The sequence below is a fragment of the Leifsonia sp. SIMBA_070 genome, assembly GCF_046534635.1.
Lineage (GTDB): Bacteria > Actinomycetota > Actinomycetes > Actinomycetales > Microbacteriaceae > Leifsonia.
Window position 1 is genome coordinate 3124814 of the sequence record NZ_JAWRYK010000001.1, and the last position, 22767, is coordinate 3147580.

Genomic DNA, 22767 nt, shown 5'->3' on the forward strand with positions numbered 1-22767 from the left:
ATCCCCGCCAAAAGGAACCGCCGGTGCCAAATCAGGCGGCGGGTTTGGCCAAAAACCCGTGACCGGGTAGTCTGGGCGGCAGCCTCAGTCCCCAGTGTTTTACTGGGATTGCGGGCCGCGCGAGTGTAGTTCAATGGTAGAACCTCAGCTTCCCAAGCTGATAGCGCGGGTTCGATTCCCGTCACTCGCTCCAGTTGTCACTTCTCAAGCTAGTTCGGCGTTTCTGGGCGCCTCGTCTAGTTGGCACACAGGACCGACCTCAGTTGCGGCCTTCCGCCGATCGCCGATCTAGCCGGGCCACCTGCGTTCTTGCTCAATAGTGAATTCGGGAAGCCTGGGCGGAGTTGGGACGAAGCCGCAGAAACCCGATCGACCACGTAATCGGAGCGAAGCTGTCGCCCCGCGGCTGCGAGGTTCCTTCGATTCTCACCGCCGCCAGAATGGCTGAGTCGCGGGTTCCTTTGCGCCCTTTCCGTAGCGTAGCCGAGCCGGTAAATGTACCATAGGAGTTCCGCTAAACGTAGCGTAGAGCGTCCGTTAGATGTACCATAGAGCTGCTCCAGCCTTGAAGGAAAAGGAACAGGAACCAGTCGTGGTCTACGAAAAGCGCATCATCGACCAGACGCTGGACGACCTGTTCCCGGAGCTTCCCGCCATCGCTCTCCAGGGTCCGAAGGGCGTCGGCAAAACCGCGACGGCCGAGCAGCGCGCAGCACGGGTCTTCCGCCTGGACGATGCCGAAGACGCTGAACTGCTCGCCGTAGCGCCGAGGGCGATCCTTGAAGCCGCCCGCCCGATCCTCATCGACGAGTGGCAGCGAATCCCATCGTCGTGGGACCTCGTGCGTCGCGCCGTCGATGCGAAGCCCACGGGTGGTCAGTTCCTTCTCACCGGGAGCAGCATCCCGACGGACGCACCCGCCCACTCGGGTGCGGGCCGGATCGTCGATCTCCGGATGCGCGGGCTCTCTATCGCCGAACGCGCCATCGAGACCTCTACCGTGTCGTTCGCCGGCCTCTTCGGAGGATCTGCGGAGGTCGGCGGTCGCACGTCGGTCTCACTGCCGGAGTACGTCACCGAGATCGTCTCGTCCGGTTTCCCCGCCATCCGAGGCCTCAGCCCGCGCGCCCGCCGCGTGTCCCTGGACGGGTACTTGTCGCGGATGCTCGAGCACGAGGTGACCGAGCGCGGTGTGGGGACGCGGCAGCCGGACCAGCTGCGCCGCTGGTTGACCTCCTACGCGCGGGCGACCGCATCCACTGCGGCGTACTCAGTGATCACGGAGCGGGCCGGCGAGGCCGACGGAGGAATCGCTGCTCCGCGATCGACGGTCAACCGATACCGTGACGTACTCACCGAGTTCTGGATGCTCGACGAGCTCCCGCCCACCGACATCCACCTGGATCGCGTCCGTCTCGGAACCACCGCCAAGCATTTCCTCGCCGACCCCGCCCTCGCGGCGCGACTCATGAAACTCGATGAAGACCGGCTCCTGAGCGGCGCAGCGAAACAGACGATGCTCGGGCCACAAGACCATACGACGCTCGGGGCCCTGTTCGAAGCGCTGGTCATCTTCTCACTCAACACGTACGCCCAAGCCACCGACAGCCGTCTCACCCATCTGCGCACAGGCGACGGAGACCACGAAATCGACGCGATCGCCCGACGGCACGACGGTCGCACCGTCGCATTCGAGGTGAAGCTGAAAGGTGCACCCGACGGCAAGGATGTGCGACACCTCCTCTGGCTGAAGCAGCGGCTCGGCGACGACCTCGCAGACATGGTCGTCGTCACCGCCGGTCAGAACGCCTACCGGCGCCCTGACGGCGTCGCCGTCGTACCCCTCGCTCTCCTTGGTGCGTGAAGACCGCCACCACCCCGTTGTCTGACTGACGGCAGCACCTGGGCGATGCCCCGGTCGTTACGTCGCACCGAGCTCGTCGGTCGCTGCGGCGCCGGCTTCGTGCACCTTCTGCAGGAAGCCGGCGATGGTGCTCAGCTCCGCATCGCCGTACTCTGCGCAGATCGCGTCGAAGCGGTCGTTCATGCCCGCGTAGAGCGCCAGGACTTCGGCGTTGCGGTCCGGAAGCACCCGCACGACGACTGCTCGCCGGTCCGCTGCGTCACGCTCGCGCGCGATCCACCCACCGTTCTCCAGTCGGTCGAGGATCCCGGTCAGGGTGGCCGGATGGAGGCCGGACACCTTTGCCAGCGCCCCGGGGCTGAGCGGGCCGTGGATGGAGATGAGGTCGAGGCAGTCGAAGTCGACGCCCTTCACATCGGCCCGTGCTGCGACGTGGTGATTCAGCACGGAGAGCTGGACTCTCACGTCTCGCAGGGCACCCCGGAGCGGGTCCGCTCGGGAGGATCGATCCCGCCCGCCTCTTTTTACTACGAGATTCATATGATATCTTCTCCATAAATTACGGCTCTAGTAGAGCATACAGGAAGGCCGCACCACCATGAAGATCGCCGTGTTCGGGGCCAACGGGCCCACCGGGCGTCTCATCGTCCGCCAGTCCCTCGAGGCGGGACACGACGTCACCGCCATCACCCGCAATCCCGACTCGTTCCCGCCGCTCGGCCCGGGATTGCGGGTGGTTGCGGCCGACGTCCACGACCCGGAGGCCATCGACACGGCGGTCGCGGGTCAGGACGCCGTGCTCTCCAGCCTCGGCGTCCCGTACAGCAGGCAGCCGGTGACGGTCTACTCGAACGGCACCGCCAACATCGTCGCCGCCATGACGCGCCACGGCGTCGAGCGCCTGGTCTGCGTCAGCGCAAGCCTCGCCGCCCCCGGACTGGGACCCCATGGCGGCTTCTTCGTCGACAAGGTCGCCGGTCCCCTCGTCGCGTACTTCGGCCGCACCGTCTATGCCGACATGGCCCGTATGGAGGCGCTGCTCCGGCAGTCGGACGTGGGCTGGACGATCATGCGCCCCAATGGCCTGTTCGAGACACCGCAGGTCACCGACTACCGGACGGCCGAGGACTACCTCGACGCGTCGTACACCTCGCGTGCCGACCTCGCCGACGCGATGCGGCGCCAGCTCGAATCGGACGACTACCTGCGGAAGGTGTGCGCGGTCGCGACCACCGCCGAGAAGCCCAGCCTCATCCAGCTCCTCGTGCGCGAGGGCAGCAGCAAGAAGGGGACGTCATGATCGCCACGATCCTCCGCGCTCTCAGCCTGCTCTTCACCGGACTCTTCGCGGGCTTCCTGCTCGGCATCCTCGTGCTCGAGCTCTCGCTCCGCGGTTTCAGCGGCACCGTCTACATCCAGACGCAGCAGGTCGCCCTCGTCGCTATCCCCGCTCTGGCGTCGGTGCTCCTGCTCCCGGCGATCGTGACCACCGGGCTCGTGGTCGTCATGACCCTCCGGCGGCGCGGCCGCGCCTTCTGGCTCACCGCCGTCGCGCTGCTCCTCCTGATCGCCGCCCTGCTCGTCACACTGATCGTGAACGTGCCGATCAACCTGGCGGAAGGCGCGTGGAGCGTCACCTCGCCGCCCACGGACTGGGCAGCCCGCCGCGACCTGTGGCAGGTCGGCCACGTCGTGCGCACCGGAGCCGCCCTCCTCGCGTTCGGGGCCCTCATCTGGGCCGCCCTCCTGCGGCGCCCGGCAGTTCGAGGACGTCGGTGATGACCCGCTCGGTCGATGTCGATGTCGATGTCCTCATCGTCGGCGCGGGGCCGAGCGGCCTGGTCGCCGCGATCCGGCTCCTGGAGCGGGGCCTCACCGTCGAGATCGTGGATGCGGCGCCGCACCAGGCCGAGGAATCCCGTGCCGCGCTGATGCACGCGGCGACCGTCGAGATCCTCGCAGGCATGGGCTTGGCTTCGCAGTTGCTCTCCCGCGGGCAGCGGATCGACGCCATCACCCTCGCCGACGGAGCCCGGCCCCTCGCCCGGATCACGCTGGGCGAACTGGACACGCCGTACCCCTTCGCCCTCGGCATCCCGCAGGACGTGACAGAGGCCATCCTCGTCGGCCGGCTCGCCGAGCTGGGGCTCCGGGTGACCCGCGGGATCCACATCGAGACGGTGACGCAGGACACCGGGCGATGCCGTGTCGAGGGCCGGCGGACGGCAGACGACGAGCCGTGGACCGGGGTCGCCCGGTACGTCGTCGGAGCGGACGGCAAGAACAGCACGGTCCGCGAGCAGGCGGGAATCCCGTACGACGGCGCCCCCTACGAGGACGACTTCATCCTCGCCGACGTGGAACTCGCGCCTCCCCCGTCGCGCGACACTGAGGCGCGCATCGGGTTCTCCCCGGAGGGCGTGACCGTCATCGGGAGGCTGCCGAGCGGACGGTACCGGATCGTCGCGTCCGTGCCGCGTGAGCCCGAGGCGCCACGGCATCCCGACCGATCGTACCTGGACCGTCTTCTCGCCTCCCGAGGAATCCCTACGTCCACGGCCGGCGAGCCCGTGTGGTCCTCGCGCTTCCGGATCAGCCACCACGTCGCCCGCCGCTTCCGGGCCGGCCCGATCGTGCTGTGCGGCGACGCCGCACACGTGCACAGCCCCGCCGCAGGACAGGGGATGAACACCGGCATCGCCGACGCCTACGAGCTCGCGGACCGGATCGCCTCGGCGGCCTCCGGCGACGTCACCGCTCTCGACGCCTACGACCGCATCCGTCGGCGAGCGGCCGCCGAGGTCGTGCGACTCACCGACCGCATCACGCGCGTCGCCCTCGTCCGCTCCCGCACGCTCCGCGCCACCCGCGACGCGGTGATCCCGGTCGTGGCGGGGATCCCCCCGGTTGGCCGCGGCATCGCGCGGGCCGTGTCGGGGCTCGGGCGCAGCCCGCTTCATTGACGCGGCAGGCTGGGGGCGGCGGCTGAGGAAGCGGCTCCATCGACACGGTCTACGCTAGAGGGCCACTGTTTCGCGGAGCCGCCGAACTGTTTCTGAACGGTTACACAGGCTGGGACCGGGTGGCTGCTCCACGGAGGAGGACCACGAGTCCCGCCAGGAGAAGGGCCAGCCCGAGCACGGCCAGCGCGCCGCCCGCCCACAGCCCCGAGTAGTCGGGCGCCACGAAGCGCTGCGTGTACTGGGCGTAGACGTGGACCGGAAGGGTCGGAATCGCCGACGGACCGACGACGATCTGGTCGACCGCCGCTTTCGCAACGGCACCCCAGATCACGCCCGCGATGACGGCCAGCGAGCCGACGCCGAGCAGGACGGTGAGAAGCAGTCTCCGACGAGGGCTGGCCGAAGCCGCGTTATCCACACGTCGACGATAGAGGCCGAGGGCGTCCGCCGTCCAGATCCCTCCCTTGGTGAGGCGGCAACGTCAACCGATCGATGCCGAAGACCGTCCGTTCGGTGGGTCCGGCGGCGCACGCGTCGCGGCACGCTCGGAGCATGACCAGCACATCCACTTCTCCCGCCCGCTCCGCCTCCCCGGCCGAGCGTCGTTCCGCGTTCCGGCCGATCCTCATTCTTCTGAGCGCCTTCGTCGGCGTCAGCACCGTGATGGAGGTGCTGCTCGCCGCCCTGACGGTGTCCGGCGTCGACGTCGCGATCGCCATCTGGATCCGGTGCTCGCTGGTGCTCGCCAGCTCGGTGCTGCTCCTCCTGTTCGGGATCGGCGCCGCACGCGGCTCGCGCTCCTCCTGGGTCCGGCTGAGCATCGTGGCGCCGGTGGTCGTGGTCGCGGTGATCGTGATCGTCTCGATCCCCGGGTTCCTGCCCGACTGGGTGCGCATCCAGCAGGCCCTCTGCGGTCTGCTCGTGCTGCCTGTCGCGATCCTCGCCGTCCTGCCACGGACCCGCGCCCTCTTCCCGCGGAAACGCTAGGGTGGGCGCGTGATCGAGCCGCGCTGGCGCACCGTCCTCACGGTCACCCCCTACCTGGTGCTGGGGGTACTGGTCGCCTTCACGCTGCTGCTGCAGTGGGGCCAGTGGGCGCTCGTCGTGCCGACACTGCTGCTGTGCGCGGCCGTCGGCCTTCTCATCCTGGTGCTCCGCGACCTGCCGTGGCGGCGGCGCGACCACCCGGCGGTCATCGCGATCTTCATGACCGCGCTCATCGCCCTCAACCTGGTGCTCGTGCTGCGCGACAGCTGGTTCGGATTTCTCACGGTCGCGACGTTCTCGTTCGCGTACTCCATCGTGCCGTGGCCGTGGCGGCTGCCCGCTGTGGGGGCCACCGCCGTCGCGGCCGGGATCGCGCAGAGCAGCGGGGTGAGCGCCGGCACGATCGGGCTCGTGGAGGCCGCCGCGATTATCGCGCTCAACGTGGTGGTCATGTGCGGGCTGGCCTGGGGGCTGCGGCTGGCCCAGCAGCAGCAGGAGCGGGTGGCGACGGAGGGCGAGCGCGCGCGGCTGGCCCGCGAGATCCACGACACCCTCGCGCAGGGCTTCGCCGGGATCGTGACCCAGCTGCAGGCCGCGGAGGAGGCCCCGGACGAGCCGGCCCGCAGGCGGCACACGGAGAACGCGCTCGCGCTGGCCCGCGACGGACTCGCCGAGGCACGCCGCTCGGTGCGGGCGCTGCGCCCGGCAGCCCTCGACGCCGTGCGGTTGCCGGACGCGATCCGCACCGTGACAGAGACCTGGTCGGCCCGCACGGGCATCCCCAGCACACTGACCTGCGAAGGCGACGCGCGCGGCCTGTCGATGGAGGCCGAGGTCGCATTGCTGCGGACGGCCCAGGAGGCGCTCGCCAACGTCGAGCAGCACGCCGCCGCGCGGGGAGTCGTCCTCACCCTCCGCACCGACGCCGACGGCACCCGGCTGGAGGTGCGGGACGACGGGTGCGGCTTCGATCCGGGCGGCCTCGTCGCGGCCGAGACGGGCGAGGCGGGCGGCTACGGGCTGGTCGCGATGCGCGAACGTCTCGCATCCGTCTCCGGCGCGCTGATCGTTGAGTCGCATCCCGGCCGCGGCACGGCGGTGCTCGCCCAGGTGCCCGCATGAGCGCGCTGCGTCTGCTGGTCGCGGACGACCATCCCGTGGTGCGCGACGGTATCGTGGGAATGGTCGCGTCCGATCCCGAGATCGAGGTGGTCGCCGAGGCGTCCGACGGCGCCGAGGCCGTCCGGCTGGCGAGGGCGCTGCTCCCGGACGTCGTGCTGATGGACCTCCGGATGCCCGGGATGGACGGGGTGGCGGCCATCCGCGAGCTCGCCCGGCTCGGCGTGGCCAGCCGGGTGGTCGTGCTCACCACGTTCGACGCGGACGCCGACGTCCTCCCCGCGATCGAGGCGGGCGCGACCGGCTACCTCCTCAAGGACGCGCCGCGCGACGACCTGGTCCGCGCCATCCGCTCGGCGGCGCTCGGCCACGCCGTGCTGGCGCCCTCCGTCGCGTCGCGCCTGGTGAACCGGGTGCGCACGCCGGAGACCGCCGCCCTCAGCCCGCGCGAGCTGCAGATCCTGGCCCTCGTCGCCGACGGCGCGACCAACCGCGTCGCCGGCGCCCGGCTGCACCTCAGCGAGGCGACCGTGAAGACGCACCTGTTGAGCATCTACGCCAAGCTCGGCGTCGGCGACAGGGCGGCGGCCGTCGCCGAAGGCTTCCGGCGCGGCCTGCTCGGCCGCTGAGGTGAACTCAGGGATGTGCAGCGCGCGCGGGTTCTGCGGCGGTGAACCCGTACTCGACCGGGTCCGCACTATCGAGTCGTGCCCGAATGACATAGTCCCCGGGCACGGGGACAAGCACCTCGGAAAGATCGAGCACGATCGAGAAGCTCTGGAATGAGCCTCCCCCCTGGCTGGGCTCCTCCACATTCAGGCCCAGCGTTGCTTCCATGAGTCGCGGTGCCCTCTCGTCGTCGGTTCCGCCGATCGTGAGTTCCACCGCGTGTGCCCCCACTTCATCGGCATGAGCTGTGAGTTGCAGAGCCAACGAAGGTTGTAGAGGCGCTGGGTAATCCTGGGGCTGAACGAGCGTCAGACCGGCCCCCAGCATGCTAACGAGGTTCTCTCGGACGCTCCCGGCGTCGCACAGGGTGAGGACAGTGATTCTCACTTGTGATCAGCCTCGGCCGGGACTGCCTGGAGCTCGCCACGCCAGGCACTCGATGAATTGTTGGACGACGATCTGGGAACGTCCACGTGCGCGAAAGTACCTTGATCAACACGGATAGCCGATGCGGAGGCATTCGACGTTTCGGACGATCTCCCATCGTCGAGCGTCACGTGATGCGAGATCAGGGCGCCGATCGCGTGAGCATAACGACGAATAGTGGAGAGCTTCGGGTCATTGTCGTACCGCTCGAAGGCAGCGATTGCAGGCTGGGATATCCCCAGACGGGCGGCCACTTGCTCTTGCGATAGTCCCTGATTTTCGCGCAGCTCGACCAGACGGCGCAGCATCTGCATGTCGCTCGCGACGAGCGCGTCCGCTCGGCGCTGTCCGGGCGAGTTGACTACGCCGAGCGCTTCGTCCAGATTGTCCATAAGCTGGAGTTTATACCTGGCACCTTCGTGTTTGACTACCCTGCAAAGCGTCCCCATCTGGAGGGGAGCCCCCGACCGTATCGATCCTCCGCAATGCCTATCTCGTCGTCCTGCCTGCTGCGGATAAGTTCGTCATCGTTTGTGCTGACGTCCTTTTCATGGAATCGAAGCGCGATGAGCAGGTTCGGCTCGAAAACCGGTTCACCCTCGTAGAGCCTCCATAGGCGACCGCTGATTTCCCAACGCAGTTCGAAAATGGGCTGCCGCGAGACACATCGGACTCCTCTTCGCGGGTACAGCCGACCGTACGTCGCCTCGCGCATGACGTAGCGGATCGCAGCGAAGTGAAGTTCGCGATCCGGTTGGCTCATGTCGGACAATGCCTCGCGTATCTCGTTCGGCACCACTGGCTCACCGTCAACTAGGCAGAACTGCCACTCCATCGGTTCAAGACGCGGGCCGGTGCACCGCGATTCAGAGTCCCGCATTCGCGCCACGATGCCTCCTCGATCACTCGGTCAGCCTAGAGTCCAGCCGGTATCGACGACCGTGTGAGGAGCAGTTCAGGACGCATTGCGGACGGCTCTCGCTATTCCCCGATGAGCGCCACCCCCTGCGGCTCCAGCGTCAGACCCGCCGCCGACGCACCCGTGAGGATGTCGGTCCCCGGCAGGTCAAGCGTCACTGCGTCCTCCCCGTGGTTGATCGCCACCAGGAACGCACCGCGCCACACGAATTCCACACCCGGGACACGCGGCAGCCGCTCCACGCCCGCCTCGTCGAGGATCCCGTCGACCAGGGCCGCCAGCGGTTCGGGGTCGAGCCGGGTGGCGACGTACCAGCCCTGCCCAACGCCTCGCCCGTGGCGGGTCACCGCGGGGTGCCCGTCCAGCACGCCGCCGTCGAACACCGCCTCCACCGTCGCCGACTCGACCCGCACGTACTCCGACCAGAGCGACGCCGAGGCGCGGCCCCCGATGCAGTCGCCGCGCACCCCCACAGCGGGAGGCTCCCCTCCGCCGAGCGCGGCGAGGTCCGGCGCCGCGGGCGGCGCGAACTCTTCCACCCACAGCCCGAGCGTCTCGCGCAGCGCGCCGAGGTAGCCGCCCGTCCGCACGTGGAGGTCCGGATCCAGGATGCCGGTCAGGTAGCCGACCACGAGCGTTCCGCCGCCCGCCGCGTAGGCGTCGAGCGCCTCCAGCTGGGCGTCGCTCGCTACGAACAGCGACGGGACGACGACGGCCCGGTAGCGGGACAGGTCCCCGGTCGGCTGGACGAAGTCCACCGTCGCGCCGGCAGCCGTCACGGCCTGGTGCCACCCGAGCACGTCGGCGAGGTACGAGATCGCCGTGGGCGACGCCTCCTGCTCGATCGCCCACCAGGAGTCCCAGTCGAAGACGATGGCCACCTCGGCCGGCACGGGCCGGCCGAGCAGTCCGTCGACCGACGACAGCGTCGCCAGTTCGGCGCCCAGCTGCTCGACCTCGCGGAAGACGCGGGTGTCGGTGCCCCCGTGGGGCAGCATCCCGGCGTGGAACTTCTCCGCACCGGCGACCGCCTGCCGCCACTGGAAGAACAGGATGCCGTCGGCGCCGCGCCCGATGCTCTGGTACGACCACGCCCGCATCTGGCCGGGGCGCTTCGCGGCGTTCCGCTCGCGCCAGTTCACCGCGCCGGGCGACTGCTCCATCAGCAGCCACGGCGCGCCGCCGCCGAGCGAGCGCATCAGGTCGCGCTGCATCGCGCCGTACGCGGGGGAGATCGGGTCGGCGGGGTCGGGGTAGGAGTCGTCGGAGACGATGTCGACCTCCTGCGCCCACTTCCAGTAGTCGGCGGGCTTGAAGAAGCCCATGAAGTTGGTCGTGATCGGCACGTCCGACCGGGCGCGGATGATCGCCGCTTCGGCCTGGAAGCAGGCGAGCAGCTCGTCCGAGCTGAAGCGGTCGAAGTCGAGCACCTGCGTCGGGTTCTTGAACGTGGGCGCGGCGCGCGGCGGGAGGACCTCGTCGAAGCCGGCGTAGTGCTGCGACCAGAACGCGGTGCCCCAGGCGTCGTTGAGCGCCTCGATGGTTCCGTACCTCTTCTCCAGCCACGCCCGGAAGGCCGCCGCCGAGGCGTCGCAGTAGCAGTGGCTGACGTGGCAGCCGTACTCGTTGTTGACGTGCCACAGCGAGAGCGCCGGATGCTCGGCGTAGCGCTCCACGATCCGCTCGACCAGCCGAGCGGCGTAGCGTCGGTAGACCGGCGAACTGGGGCAGTACGCCTGCCGGCTTCCCGACGACAACGTCACCCCATCCACCGTCACCGGGAGCATCTCGGGGTGCTTCAGCGCCAGCCACGGCGGCGGGGAGGCGGTCGCCGTCGCGAGGTCGACGCGCACGCCGCCCGCGTGGAGGAGATCGAGCACCTCATCCAGCCAGGCGAAGTCGAACGCGCCGTCGCGGGGCTCGATGCGCGCCCATGAGAAGATGCCGACCGACGCGAGGTTCACGCCCGCCTGGTTCATCAGGCGCACATCCTCGCGCCACACCTCCTCCGGCCACTGCTCGGGGTTGTAGTCGCCGCCGTACCAGAATCCACTCACTCTTTGACACTCCCGCTCGCCAGTCCGGTCGTCCAGTATCGCTGCAGGAACAGGAACGCGATGACCAGAGGGATGATCGACACGAGCGAGCCCGTGATGACCACGGAGAACAGCGCCTGCGACCCCCCGCCCGCTGCACTCGTCGCCTGCTGCTGCGCCAACCCCACCGTCAGAGGGTAGAGGTCGGAGCTGTTCAGCATGATCAGCGGCAGAAAGTAGTTGTTCCAGGTGCCGACCAGCGCGAACAGGAACACCGTGACGATGCCCGGTCCGAGCAGCCGGAGGCCGACCTGCCAGAAGATGCGGAACTCGCCCGCGCCATCCACCCGTCCGGCCTCGATCATGGAGTCCGGGATGGCATCCGCCGCGTACACCCGCATCAGGAACACCCCGAACGGGCTGACCAGCGACGGGACGATGACCGCTGCGGGCGTGTTCGTGATCCCGAGCTGGCTGAACATCAGGTAGGTGGGCAGCGCCAGCGCGGTGAGCGGGATCATGATCGCGCCGAGCACGACGCTGAACATGACGATGGAGCCCGGGAACCGGTACTTGGCGAACGCGTACCCCGCCATGGTCGCGAGCAGCGAGGCGCCGATCGCGCTCACCAGCGCGTAGACGAGGGTGTTGATCGCCCAGTGGACGTAGATGCCGTTCTGTGCGGTGAAGACCGCGCCGATGTTGGTGAACAGGTCGAAGGTGCGCCCGAAGGCGAAGCCGAACGTGCTGAACAGGTCGCCGTTGCTCTTCGTCGACGCGATGAACAGCCAGACGATCGGGAGCACGAAGTACAGCGCGCAGATCCACAGCATGACGGTGAGCAGGGTGCTGCGCTGCGTCTCCCGGTTGTACGCCCGTGCTGCGCGGCGCGATGTCCGCCGGCGGGACGTCGCCGCATCGGCCACGCCCGCGGGCGGGACGGTCACGGTCTCAGTCATTGCGGGCCTCCCTCCGCTGGGTCGAGAGTTGGACGACGTACGACACGACGGCGATCACCAGGCCCAGCAGGAAGGCGATCGCTGCCGCATAGTTGACGTCCTGGTTCGTGAACGCGAGGTTGTACGCGTAGTAGTTGGGCGTGTAGCCGTTGTCGATCACGTTCGGGGCGAGGGCGTGCAGCAGGCTCGGCTCGTTGAAGAGCTGGAAGGTGCCGATGATCGAGAAGATCACGGTCAGGATGATCGCCGGCCGGATGCCGGGGATCTTGATGCTCCACGCGACCCGCCACTGGCTGGCTCCATCGATCTCCGCCGCCTCGAACAGCTCCGTCGGGATCGACCGCAGGGCCGCGTACATGATGATCATGTTGTAGCCGACGAAGGCCCAGGTGACGATGTTCATCATCGAGCCGAGCATGTTCTGGTCGCTCAGGAGGTTCGGCGCTCCCAGACCGACCGCTCGGAACGCCTGCGCGATGGGGCCGAAGTCGTTGCCGTACAGGTAACCCCACATCAGGGTCGCGACGACGCCGGGCACGGCGAACGGCAGGAAGATCAGGAGCCGAAGGGCGACCGATCCTCGGACACGGCCGCTGTCGAGTGCGAGCGCGAAGAAGAGCGACAGCGCCAGCATGATCGGCACCTGGATGACGAGGAAGAGCGCCATGCGCCCGACGCCCGCGAGGAAGTCCGGGTCGGTGAACGCCCGGACGTAGTTGGCGAAGCCGGCGAACGCCTGCCCGCCGATCAGCTGCGTCGTGAAGAGGCTGAGGTAGCCGGAGTAGAGCAGCGGCAGCAGCAGCATCACGATGAAGACGATCATGAACGGCGCCACGAACAGGTACGCGGCGATGTTCAGCCGTCGCTGGTTCGCGCTCCTTCGTCGGCGCGGCTTCTCCGTGCGCTCGCGCGTGCGCACCCGGCCGGGTGCGACGGACTGGGTCATGGTGAACTCCCTTGTTCGGACCGGAGATGCGGGCCGGCGGAGGATGCCCGTCCACCGCCGGCCCGGTTGTTACTTGTTGACGGAGAAGCCCTGCTGGGTGCCGTAGGTGACCAGCGCCTTCTGCCAGGCGTCGAGCCCGGCCGAGAGGTCGCCCTTGGCGGCGAGCGCCTTGCCCATCGTCTCGGTGTAGCTCGAGTAGGCGTAGTCCATGTAGGGCAGCCAGTCGAACTTCGTGTCCACGGTGGTGGAGATGCCGGCGAACAGCTTGTTGACCTCCTGGCCGCCGTAGAACGGGGCCTTCTGGTCGACGAACGCGGGGTCCTTCAGCGTGGAGTTCAGCGTCGGGAACAGGAACTGCTTGTTCGCGAACATCAGCGTCGACTCGGGGTCGTTGTTGATGAACTTCGCCAGTTCGTACGCCGCGATCGGGTTCTTGGTCGTCTTCAGCACGGCGTCGGAGGATCCGCCCCAGTTACCCGAGGCCGGCTTCGCGCCTGGCGTCTGCGGCAGCTCGGCGGCACGCCACAGCCCGGAGGTCTTCGCCGCCGTCCCCTGCAGGAACACCGGAGCCCACGCCGCGGTCAGCCAGCCGGCGTACTTGCCGTTGGCGAGACCCTGGTACCAACTGTCGGTGAAGTCGGGGTCGGTGGAGACGTATCCCTTCTGGATGAGGTCCTGCCAGTAGGAGGCGACCTTCTTCGCCTCCGCGCTGTTCACGTCGACCGTGACGCCCTTCTTGCCGTCGTAGCCGAACGGCTTGACGCCGGCCTGCCAGAGGAGCCCGAGCATCTGGCCGGCCTGGCTGGACGCGAGGTTCGACATGTAGACGCCGGTCTTCTCCTTCACCGCCGCGGCGTCGGTCGCGTACTGGCCCCACGTCGTCGGCGGCGTAGTGACCCCCGCCTTGTCGAGGATGTCCTTGCGGTACAGGTTGCCCATCGGGCCGGAGTCCTGCGGGACGGCGTAGACGCCGTTGTTCTGCTTCACCTGGTTCCAGACCCACGGCACGTACTGGTTGCCCAGGTCGTTGGCTCCATACGGGGTGAGGTTGAGGAGGCTGTCGGTGACGGTGAACGACGAGATGTACTGGAATTCCATCTGGGCCACGTCCGGGGCGCCCTTGCCTGCCTTCAGTGCCGTGCGGAGCTTCTGGTAGTGCGCAGCCCCCTGACCGACGTTCTCGACGTTGACCTTGATCGCGGGGTACTTCTTCTCGAAGAGGGCGACCTCGTTCTTGATGTCCGGGACCCACGTCCAGAAGGTGAGGGTGGTCGGCGTCTTCATCGCCTTGTCGATGTCGGACTGCGAGACGGGCTTGGTGGTGTCGGAGCTGCCGCCTCCGCCTCCGGTGCAGCCGGTCAGCGCGAGGGCGACGGCCAGGAGCCCGGTGCCCAGCGCCACTGCTGTTCTCGGTGCTTTCTTCCTCATGAGCGTTCTCTTTCTCTTGGTGGTCCGGTCACGCCTGTGATCCGGCGACCTCGAACACGGCGACCCCGCGCGGTTCGAGGGTGAAACGCGACCCGGCGGCGAAACGCTCGCCGGTGTCGAGGTGGATGGCGTCCGCCGGCACGGTGACGGTGTGCTCGGCCGCGGACCAGTTGTGGACGAAGGCGACGGTTCGGTCGGCGGTGCGGCCGGTGCGGCCCGTGCTCACGGTGACGGGCGAGGCGGTCTTCCAGAGGCCGGCCGCCGTGTCGGGGACGAGCCAGCGGGCGAGGCTGCGGGCCAGCTCCCGGTTCGGCACCGTGCCCACGTAGGTGACCCGTCCTGCGCCGAACGGCGCCGTGGTGATCGCCGCCTCCGCTCCCAGCTCGGTGGACTCGTACGACGCCAGGGTGGTCGCGCTCTCGACGTTCAGCACGTCGATCCAGGCCGTCGCCTGCGCGCCCGGCTCGAGCTCGAAGTCCGGATCCGTCGGGGTGACGGCGAGTGGTTCGGCGAGGTTGCTGTACTCGTCGTACCAGACACCGGCCGCATCGTGCAGACGGTCGGGGGCGGCGGCGCGGCGGGCGCGGGCGAGCCCGTCGCCGTATCCCGTCCGGATGCCCAGCACCAGGTGGCCACCTGCTTCGGCATACGCGCGGAGGGCGTCGAGGGTCGCATCGTCCGCGACGTACTCGGCAGCGGCGACGAGGAGGGGATGCTCGGCCACCAGTTCGGCGGCGGACCGCCGGACGAACTGACGGGTGTGCTGCACTCGTACCTGCGCACCCGCCTCGCTGAACCCGCGGTAGAAGGCGTCGGCGATCCGATCGTACGAGGTGCCGTCCGGTCCGCCGTCGTCCGTCGCGAGCGGCGGATACGACTCGAACGACCACTTCGTGTCGGTGGAGTGGAGCATCAGCACATCGGCATCCGGGACGAACCCGTCGAGCGCATCGCCGAGGCGTCCGAGGCTCGCGCCCAGGTCGGCCACCTCGCGGTAGATGCGACCGGGCACCTGGCTGTGCGGCAGGACGCCGCCCCAGTAGGTCTCCGCACCGAAGTGGAGGGTGTGCCAGTGCCAGTACTCGATCATCCGGGCGCCACGGCTGATGAGCGCATAGGCGGACTGCTTGATCTGACCGGGGAAGGGCGGCTGGTTCTGCCAGGGGCCGCCAATCGACTGGGCGTTGGTCTCAGTGACCAGGAAGCGCTCCTGCGCCGACGAGAAGGCCCGGTCGGCCCACTGGAACAGGGCCCAGGGACCGGTGTGCCACCACTGCGCCCGGCGCGGGAGGTCGATGTCGGCCGAAAGGCCGTCCTGCATCAGGTAGTAGGGGTTGCCCGCGGTGATGTCGAGGGAGGCGACCAGCTCGTCGTCCGAGATCTGCGGGCGCGAGTACGAGATGCAGGTCGTGACGAACTGGTCGTCCCTGGCGTACTCGCGCACGATGCCGGCCTGCCAGGCGATGAGGCCGGTGGCCTGCTCGCCCTGGAACCGCCGCCACTCCAGTTCGTACTGCGGCATGCGGTTGCCGCCCGGCCGCCACAGTTCCGACCACTCGGCGATCCGGTGCGACCAGTAGACCAGGCCCCACTCCTCGTTCAGACGCTCGACGGTGCCGTAGCGCCTCCGCAGCCAGGCGACGAACGCCTGGAAGGTCGACTCGTTGTGCGGGAGGTTGTTCCCTGGCTCGTTGTCGACCTGGAAGCCGATCACGGCCGGGTGGTCGGCGTAGCGGGAGACGACCTCCCGGATGATGCGCTCGGCGTACCAGCGGTAGACGGTCGACGACTGGTCCATCTCCTGCCGGGCTCCCCAGCCGATCGCGTGACCGGCGCCGTCGATCGCAGCGATCTCCGGGTGCAGGGTCTGCAGCCACGGCGGGATGGCGTAGGTCGGGGTGCCGAGGATGACCGCGATGCCGCGCGCGTGCGCTCCATCGAGGACCGGCTGCAGCCAGTCGAGGTCGAACTCCCCGTTCCGCGGCTCCCAGGTGGACCACACCGACTCGCCGACCCGGATGACGGTGAAGCCCGCCTCCGACATCAGGTCGAGGTCGCGATCGAGCGTCCCCTCCTGCTGGTACTCGGCGTAGTAGGCGGCTCCGAAGAGCACACCGGGGAACAGGGGGTTCTGGGTCATCGTCGTCCTTCCGCACCATTGCGTGTTGTCGACAACATCTTTATGTCGCACAGCCGATGTTGTCGACAACATTTCTGAGCCCGATGGTACACAGAGCCGCCCTCCGGGCACAACCATCGAGACCGGATGGTTACTTTCCGGCTCGCCGTGCCTCCGCCGTCGAACCCCTCCGCACCAGCTCCGGGAGCCGGTAGCCGGGCACATCCCCCACGTCGCCGCCCTCGATCTTCGCGATGAGCACATTCATCAGGTACGCGCCCTCGCCCTCGAAGTCGAGGCGGATGGTCGACAGCGACGGCAGGTGGAACCGCGACTCCGGGGCGTCGTCCATCCCGATCACACTCACGTCCTCCGGCACCCGGATCCCGCGCTCGGCCAGCCCGAAGATCAGGCCGATCGCCATGCTGTCGTTCGCCAGAGCGACCCCTGTGACGTCGTCCGGAAGCAGCTGGGCCGCGCGATAGCCGGCGTCGGCCGACCAGTCGCCCTCGTACTCCCACACGACATCGAGGCCGCGCTCAGCCGCCACGTCGAGAAAGCCGGTCCGTCGCTCACCCGCCGCGATCCAGACCCCCGGTCCGTTCACGAAAGCGACCCGGCGATGCTCGAGCTCTGCGAGATGCGCCGCCGCGAGCCGGCCCGGGTGGGCGCGCGGGTTCCCCCCGAAGGACGAGAGCCCCTCCCCCGAGTCGATCGAGATCGGGACGTCGAGCCCGCGCTGGGCGACGGCCTCCCGCACCACATCGGTCTGCGCTGTCGCGAAGACCCCGGCGATCTGGTGCTCCATCACCACGTCGAGCGCCCCATCCACCGACGCGGCGTCCTCCCCGTCCATCGAGGCAATGTCGAGCACGTAGCCGTGGCGTCGTGCGGCGATCGTCGCCCCGGCGATGATGCGTCCGGGGCCGGACAGCTCCATCCGGTGCGCCAGGATGCCGATCCGGTTGGACTGCCGCGAGCGCAGCCAGCGCGCGGCTCCGTTGGGCCGGTAGTTCAGTTCGTCGATGGCGGCCTGGACCTTCGCCCGCGTCGCCGGCCGGATCCCCTCGAACCCGTTGAGGAACCGGGTGACGGTCTGGTGGGAGACCCCTGCGTGGCGTGCCACATCGTAGATGGTGGCTCGCTTCATGAGATGAAGTGTAGCCACCCGGTCTCCCCCTGTTGCCGATCCTGGGTGCCACGCTACATTGACGGCAATCGACGGAGCGTGATGCGATGACTGCGGATCGACGGGTTGCACGGACGGGAGGTTCGCCGCTGCTGAGCGCCGAGGGCGCAGCGATCCTCGCGGGGACCGGTGCCTTCGTCCTCGGCTGCCTCGTCGCCCTCCCACTGTTCTGGGGTCACACCCTCCCGATCTCCGGGCCCGGCTCGCTGGGGCAGTTCGCCGCCATCGCGGGGGGCCTGATCGGCGTGGTCGCCTACGTCGTCGGGCGCCTGTGGCTGCGGACCGGGCTGCGGCCGTTCGCCGCGCCGTCCGGCCGGTCCGAGGATCGTATCTCGGCGGCCGACGTCTTCGACACGATCGTGATCGCCCTCGCGCACGGGGTCATCGCGCTGCTCGCCTGGCTGGTGGTGGGCGCCGTGCTGGCGGAGAGCTTCCGGGACGCGGCCGTCTACTTCCTGGCAGCGTGCGCGCTGGCGGGGACCGCGGTGGCGCTCACGGCCTACATCGTGTTCCTGTCCGCGGTGGAGATGAGTCTCACGCGGCTGTCCACCGTCCTCGGCGTGTTCGTGGTCGTCGGCGTCTTCACGGCGATGCTGAGCGCCCCCGACCCCCACTGGTGGAAGCTGCACCTCAGCGCCCTGGGCATGACGGAGAGCCTCTCGTCGCTGTCCTTCAACCTGACGCTCATCATCGCGGGCATCATCGTGACCGCCATGGCGCGCTACGCCACCGACACGCGTGCTCTCGGGCCGGCCGGGCAGCCCAAGGACGACCCGGATGCGATTCGGAGGTCGGCGCTGGTCCGCGTGCGGGTCGGCCTGATCCTGATCGGGCTGCTGCTCGCCGGGGTGGGGCTGTTCCCCCTCAACGTCTCGCAGGTGCTGCACAACGTGTCGGCGGTCGGGATGGTCGTGGTCTTCGCGCTGGTCGTGTTCTGGGTGCGGAAGGCCCTCCCCCAGGCGCCGGCCTCCTTCTTCCTCCTCGGCTACGCATTCTTCGCCATCATCGTCGTCGTGCTGATCTTCTTCGTGGTCGGGTACTACGTCCTCACGGCGACGGAGCTCGTCGCAGGGGTGCTCGTCTTCTCATGGCTGATCGTCTACCTGCGGGTCAGCGGCGCCGCCGGGCCGGCGGCGGCGGTCACGACGCCCGCTGCGCCGACTCCCGCCGATCGAGAGCAGAATTCAGTGCGATCGCCGCTCGAATGAGGGCGAGGTGGGTGAACGCCTGCGGGAAGTTGCCCAGCTGGAGGCCCGCCGGGTCGATCTCCTCGGCGAACAGACCCACATGGTTGCCGTAGGTGAGCATCTTCTCGAACGCGTACTGCGCCTCGTCGATCCGGCCCGCATCCGTGAGCGCGTTCACGTAGAAGAAGGAGCACAGCGAGAACGTGCCCTCCTCGCCGGGGAGGCCGTCCGGCGAGGCCGCTGGGTTGTAGCGGTACACGAGGCTGTCGGTGACGAGCTCCTCCGTGATCGCATCCAGCGTGGACAGCCACATCGGGTCCTGCGGCGAGATCATCCCGACCAGCGGCATCAGGAGGGTGATGGCGTCGACGACGTCGGTGCCGGGATACTGCACAAACGCTTTGCGCTCCGGGTTCCAGCATCGGGTGAAGACCTGCTCGTAGATGGCGTCCCGGCAGGCCACCCACGTGTCCAGCGGGGCCGGGAGTCCGCGGTCGCGCGCGATTCTGATGGCCCGGTCGAACGCCACCCAGCACATGATGCGGCCGTACGTGAAGTCCTTGCGCCCTCCGCGGGTCTCCCAGACGCCCTCGTCGGGCTGGTCCCAGTTCTCCACGAGCCAGTCGAGGACCCCACGGAGCTTCGACCAGCCGGGCTGGCCGACGTGCCGGTACCGCTCGGTGACGAACATCGCGTCCAGCGCCTCACCGTAGATGTCGAGCTGCAGCTGGTCCGCCGCTCCGTTGCCGATGTTGACGGGACGCGACCCGGCATAGCCCTCGAAATCGTCGAGCGCCTGCTCCTCCAGGTCGGACGAGCCGTCGATCCGGTACATGATCTTCAACGGCCCGGACGCCTCCCCCGCCTGCTCTGCCACCCTGTCGGCCACCCACAGCGCGAACGCGATCGCCTCCTCCGTGTAACCGAGGGCGAGCAGCGAGTACACCGAGAACGAGCCGTCGCGGATCCAGGTGTACCGGTAGTCCCAGTTGCGCACGCCGCCCAGCTGCTCCGGGAGGGCGGAGGTCGGCGCTGCGACGAGCCCGCCGCTCGGCGCGTACTGCAGCAGCTTCAGAACGATCGCGGACCGCTCGACCGCCTCCCGCCACCGGCCCGAATACGTGCTCCGCTCCGCCCACTCCCGCCAGAACATCACCGTCTTGCGGAACAGCGCAAGGCCTGCCTCCACGTCGAGCTGTTCGGCGCTGCGGTCGGGGGCCGTCTCGAACACGAACAGGCGAAGGGCCCCTGTGCCGACCGTGACGCGTGCGTCGACGTCGCCGGTGTCCCCCGGCAGATCGGACGCACTCACCTCGTCGGCAGTGAGCCCGTGCAGGGATGCGGTGAAATCGCCACCGTCGAAGAAGACGTCGCCGTCGGTCGCCGTCGCCGTATGCGTGCGGCGGCCGAAGTCGAACCGCGGCCGGCACTCGAGGCGGAACGTCAGCTCGCCGCGCACGACGCGGATGCCGCGCAGCAGGGCCCGGTTGTCGGTCGCCACCGTCGGGTCGGCGGCGACCGGCATGAAGTCGATCACCTCCCCGACGCCGGACGGGCACATGAACCGGGTGATCAGCACGGCCGTCTGCGGGAAGTACATCTGCTTGACCCGCATCCCGTCGCCCTCGGCCCGGATGCTGAAGGAGCCGCCCTTCTCGCGGTCGAGCAGCGAGGAGAACACTGCGGGCGAGTCGAAGCGCGGTGCGCAGAACCAGTCGATCGTGCCGGTCGTCGACACCAGGGCCACCGACTGGAGGTCGCCGATGAGGCCGTGGTCCGCGATCTCGGGAAAAGCCTGCTCATGGTCCATCGTGATCATGCCCCCTTCAGTGGATGGCGTGATGGTAGCGCCGCGCGTCTCGGTCCGGCCAGACAGCGTTCGACCGGTTCAGACACCGTTCACCCGCCACGCACGGGCTACCCCCGCCCGGCCGCGCAGGACTAGCATCCGGTGCCATCGGGAGTCCCGACTTCCGGAATCGGGGGATCATGACCGCTGCAACCGCCGGCACATCCCGGGCTTCGGTTCGCCGTCTGATCGCGCCGCTGGCTCTCGCGCAGTTCATCTGCAGCTTCGCCGGCTCGAACATGAACGTGATGATCAACGACATGTCGCGGGACCTGGACACGACGGTTCAGGGCATCCAGGTGAGCATCACGCTCTTCCTGCTCACGATGGCGGCGCTGATGATCCCGGCCGGCAAGCTGACCGACAAGATCGGCCGCAAGCGCTGCTTCACCCTGGGCCTGATCGTGTACGGCGTCGGTGCGATCGTCAGCGCGCTGGCGCCCGGGCTGTGGGCGCTCATCCTCGGCAACAGCCTCCTGGAGGGCATCGGCACGGCGCTGCTGATCCCGCCGGTCTACATCCTGACCACGGTCTACATTCCCGACATCGCCACCCGAGCCTGGGCTTTCGGCGTCATCAGCGGACTGGGCGGCATCGGCGCCGCAGCAGGACCACTGATCGGAGGCCTCATCACCAGCGCGATCAGCTGGCGCGCAGCGTTCCTGTTTCAGGCGCTGATCATCGTCGTGATCCTGCTGCTCAGCCGCCGGCTGACCGACCCGATCCCCGCCGACCCCGACCGGCCGTTCGACGTGGTCGGGGCGGTGCTTTCCGCCCTCGGGCTCTTCGTTCTGGTGCTGGGCATCCTCGCCGCAGACACCAGCGTGCCGCTGATGGTGACCCTGGTCATCGTCGGGATCGCCATCCTCGTCGCGTTCTTCTGGTGGATCCGGCGGCGGGAGCACGCCGGGAAGGAGGCGCTGCTCTCGACCACACTGTTCCGCAACCGCGTCTCGAACATCGCCCTGGTCACCCAGAACCTGCAGTGGGTGCTGCTGATGGGGACCTCCTTCACAGTGTCCGCCTACCTGCAGGTCGTACGCGGGCACAACGCGATCGAGACCGGTGTGATCTTCACCGCAGCGACGGTCGGTCTGCTGCTCACCTCGCTCATCGCCGGCCGGCTGGCCCGGCGGTTCTCGCAGCGGGCGCTCATCCTGGCCGGCTTCGTGCTGTGCGTGCCCGGTGTGGTCCTGCTGATCTGGCTGGTGGCGGGGAGCACCACCGAGTGGTCGTTCGTCCCCGGGCTCTTCCTCATCGGCTCCGGGCTCGGGCTGATGCTGACTCCGTCGGTCAACGTCGTGCAGTCGGCGTTCCCCGAGAAGGCGCAGGGCGAGATCTCCGGACTCTCGCGCAGCGTGTCCAACCTCGGCTCGACGCTCGGCACGGCGATCGCGGGGACGATCCTGGTCGCGAATATCAACGCCGGAGGCGCCGCCTACGGCATCGCGATGGGGGTGCTGGCGGTACTGGGTCTCGGCGGTCTGGTCGCCGCCCTCCTGCTCCCGCGGGACCACTCCCGCCGGGCGCCTCAGCCGCATCCCGAGGCCGCATGATGACCATGAGCCCGGATCCGCGCCGGCACCGGCATCCGTCCAACGGGACGCTCCGCCGCGTCCGCGTCGACTACATCACCGAGGAGTCCGTCTACGGCACCGTCCTGGTGAGCGGGATGATCGTCGCGACGGGAGGGCACGGCTCCAGTTCCATCCAGGTGTTCGTGACGGTCATCAGCACGGTCGCCGTCTTCTGGGCAGCGCACGTCTACGCCGGCACGATCGCCGGCCACGGCCTGGACGAGGGCGGGAGGAGCGGGCTGGCGTCGTCGTTCCGGGCAGCGCTGCGGCGCTCGCTCGGCTTCCTGACGTCAGCCCTCCCCCAATCCGCCGTCCTCCTGCTCGGGGCCCTTCACACGATCGACGACACGGCCGCCCTCTGGGCGGCACTGTGGCTGGGCGTGGCTATCCTCGCCGTCCTCGGCTTCACCGTCTTCGCGCTGCGCGGCGACTCCTGGCCGATCCGGATCATCGGCGCGGTGACCACGGCGCTGTTCGGTGTCGCGATGATCGTGCTCAAGGCGGTCATCCACTGAATGGAGCGGTCGGCC

Annotated in this window: 22 protein-coding genes and 1 tRNA gene; 11 read left to right on the forward strand and 12 right to left on the reverse strand. The window is 68.7% G+C overall.

Features of this window, described 5'->3' with window-relative positions; all coding sequences use genetic code 11:
- The first annotated feature begins 119 nt into the window (after positions 1-119).
- Together SB754_RS14745 and SB754_RS14750 are read left to right on the forward strand one after the other, a co-directional pair.
- Positions 120-193, forward strand: a tRNA-Gly gene (locus SB754_RS14745).
- Between the two features lie 399 nt (positions 194-592).
- Positions 593-1864, forward strand: coding sequence for an ATP-binding protein (locus tag SB754_RS14750; RefSeq protein WP_410783058.1), 1272 nt, complete (start codon positions 593-595; stop codon positions 1862-1864).
- Between the two features lie 57 nt (positions 1865-1921).
- Here SB754_RS14750 and SB754_RS14755 read toward each other — a convergent pair whose 3' ends face one another.
- Positions 1922-2311: a MarR family winged helix-turn-helix transcriptional regulator gene (locus SB754_RS14755; RefSeq protein ID WP_410783059.1), complete on the reverse strand. Its 390-nt coding sequence runs from the start codon at positions 2309-2311 to the stop codon at positions 1922-1924.
- A 151-nt stretch (positions 2312-2462) separates the two neighbouring features.
- Here SB754_RS14755 and SB754_RS14760 point away from each other — a divergent pair, with 151 nt between their 5' ends.
- From SB754_RS14760 to SB754_RS14770, 3 genes are read left to right on the forward strand one after another with little or no spacing between them, the layout of a single operon-like run.
- On the forward strand, positions 2463-3164 hold the full coding sequence (locus SB754_RS14760) for an NAD(P)-dependent oxidoreductase (RefSeq protein WP_410783060.1): 702 nt from the start codon (positions 2463-2465) through the stop codon (positions 3162-3164).
- Positions 3161-3643 carry an anthrone oxygenase family protein gene (locus SB754_RS14765; protein ID WP_410783061.1) on the forward strand — a complete coding sequence of 161 codons (483 nt, stop codon included), beginning with the start codon at positions 3161-3163 and terminating at the stop codon, positions 3641-3643. Before SB754_RS14760 ends, SB754_RS14765 begins: the two co-directional genes overlap by 4 nt.
- Complete coding sequence (locus SB754_RS14770) at positions 3643-4827, forward strand: FAD-dependent oxidoreductase (RefSeq protein WP_410783062.1); 1185 nt, start codon at positions 3643-3645, stop codon at positions 4825-4827. Before SB754_RS14765 ends, SB754_RS14770 begins: the two co-directional genes overlap by 1 nt.
- Before the next feature lie 100 nt (positions 4828-4927).
- Here the strand turns inward: SB754_RS14770 and SB754_RS14775 are convergent, their stop codons facing one another.
- Positions 4928-5245, reverse strand: coding sequence for a hypothetical protein (locus SB754_RS14775; RefSeq protein WP_410783063.1), 318 nt, complete (start codon positions 5243-5245; stop codon positions 4928-4930).
- Positions 5246-5379: 134 nt separating this feature from the next.
- Here SB754_RS14775 and SB754_RS14780 point away from each other — a divergent pair, with 134 nt between their 5' ends.
- The 3 genes from SB754_RS14780 to SB754_RS14790 are packed head-to-tail and all read left to right on the forward strand — an operon-like array spanning position 5380 to position 7562.
- Positions 5380-5814: a hypothetical protein gene (locus tag SB754_RS14780; RefSeq protein ID WP_410783064.1), complete on the forward strand. Its 435-nt coding sequence runs from the start codon at positions 5380-5382 to the stop codon at positions 5812-5814.
- Between the two features lie 9 nt (positions 5815-5823).
- Positions 5824-6936, forward strand: a complete 1113-nt coding sequence (locus SB754_RS14785; RefSeq protein WP_410783065.1) for a sensor histidine kinase — start codon at positions 5824-5826, stop codon at positions 6934-6936.
- Positions 6933-7562, forward strand: a complete 630-nt coding sequence (locus SB754_RS14790) for a response regulator (protein WP_410783066.1) — start codon at positions 6933-6935, stop codon at positions 7560-7562. Before SB754_RS14785 ends, SB754_RS14790 begins: the two co-directional genes overlap by 4 nt.
- 7 nt (positions 7563-7569) lie before the next feature.
- On the opposite strand, the gene SB754_RS14795 is transcribed toward SB754_RS14790, so the two are convergent.
- From SB754_RS14795 to SB754_RS14835, 9 genes are all read right to left on the reverse strand, one after another.
- Positions 7570-7989, reverse strand: coding sequence for a DUF6941 family protein (locus SB754_RS14795; RefSeq protein ID WP_410783067.1), 420 nt, complete (start codon positions 7987-7989; stop codon positions 7570-7572).
- Positions 7986-8420 (reverse strand): helix-turn-helix domain-containing protein, encoded by a 435-nt coding sequence (locus SB754_RS14800; protein WP_410783068.1) that lies wholly within the window; start codon positions 8418-8420, stop codon positions 7986-7988. Before SB754_RS14800 ends, SB754_RS14795 begins: the two co-directional genes overlap by 4 nt.
- Positions 8421-8455: 35 nt before the next feature.
- Positions 8456-8827 (reverse strand): hypothetical protein, encoded by a 372-nt coding sequence (locus SB754_RS14805; RefSeq protein ID WP_410783069.1) that lies wholly within the window; start codon positions 8825-8827, stop codon positions 8456-8458.
- A gap of 182 nt (positions 8828-9009) precedes the next feature.
- The gene (locus tag SB754_RS14810; protein WP_410783070.1) at positions 9010-11004 is read right to left on the reverse strand and encodes a beta-galactosidase; all 1995 of its coding nucleotides are present in this window, start codon (positions 11002-11004) and stop codon (positions 9010-9012) included.
- Positions 11001-11942, reverse strand: a complete 942-nt coding sequence (locus tag SB754_RS14815; protein WP_410783071.1) for a carbohydrate ABC transporter permease — start codon at positions 11940-11942, stop codon at positions 11001-11003. The genes SB754_RS14810 and SB754_RS14815 overlap by 4 nt, the downstream gene beginning before the upstream one ends.
- The gene (locus SB754_RS14820; protein ID WP_410783072.1) at positions 11935-12888 is read right to left on the reverse strand and encodes a carbohydrate ABC transporter permease; all 954 of its coding nucleotides are present in this window, start codon (positions 12886-12888) and stop codon (positions 11935-11937) included. Before SB754_RS14820 ends, SB754_RS14815 begins: the two co-directional genes overlap by 8 nt.
- Before the next feature lie 69 nt (positions 12889-12957).
- Positions 12958-14316, reverse strand: coding sequence for an ABC transporter substrate-binding protein (locus SB754_RS14825; RefSeq protein WP_410783073.1), 1359 nt, complete (start codon positions 14314-14316; stop codon positions 12958-12960).
- Between the two features lie 28 nt (positions 14317-14344).
- Positions 14345-16456, reverse strand: a complete 2112-nt coding sequence (locus SB754_RS14830) for a beta-galactosidase (protein WP_410783074.1) — start codon at positions 16454-16456, stop codon at positions 14345-14347.
- Positions 16457-16586: 130 nt separating this feature from the next.
- Positions 16587-17585: a LacI family DNA-binding transcriptional regulator gene (locus SB754_RS14835; protein WP_410783075.1), complete on the reverse strand. Its 999-nt coding sequence runs from the start codon at positions 17583-17585 to the stop codon at positions 16587-16589.
- Between the two features lie 86 nt (positions 17586-17671).
- Between SB754_RS14835 and SB754_RS14840 the strand changes: the two genes are divergently transcribed.
- On the forward strand, positions 17672-18832 hold the full coding sequence (locus tag SB754_RS14840; protein ID WP_410783076.1) for a hypothetical protein: 1161 nt from the start codon (positions 17672-17674) through the stop codon (positions 18830-18832).
- Here SB754_RS14840 and SB754_RS14845 read toward each other — a convergent pair.
- Complete coding sequence (locus tag SB754_RS14845) at positions 18765-20630, reverse strand: glycoside hydrolase family 15 protein (RefSeq protein ID WP_410783077.1); 1866 nt, start codon at positions 20628-20630, stop codon at positions 18765-18767. The genes SB754_RS14840 and SB754_RS14845 overlap by 68 nt on opposite strands.
- 170 nt (positions 20631-20800) lie before the next feature.
- On the opposite strand from SB754_RS14845, the gene SB754_RS14850 reads away from it, so the two are divergent.
- On the forward strand, positions 20801-22216 hold the full coding sequence (locus SB754_RS14850) for an MFS transporter (protein ID WP_410783078.1): 1416 nt from the start codon (positions 20801-20803) through the stop codon (positions 22214-22216).
- Positions 22213-22752, forward strand: a complete 540-nt coding sequence (locus SB754_RS14855) for a hypothetical protein (RefSeq protein WP_410783079.1) — start codon at positions 22213-22215, stop codon at positions 22750-22752. Before SB754_RS14850 ends, SB754_RS14855 begins: the two co-directional genes overlap by 4 nt.
- Positions 22753-22767: the final 15 nt, after the last annotated feature.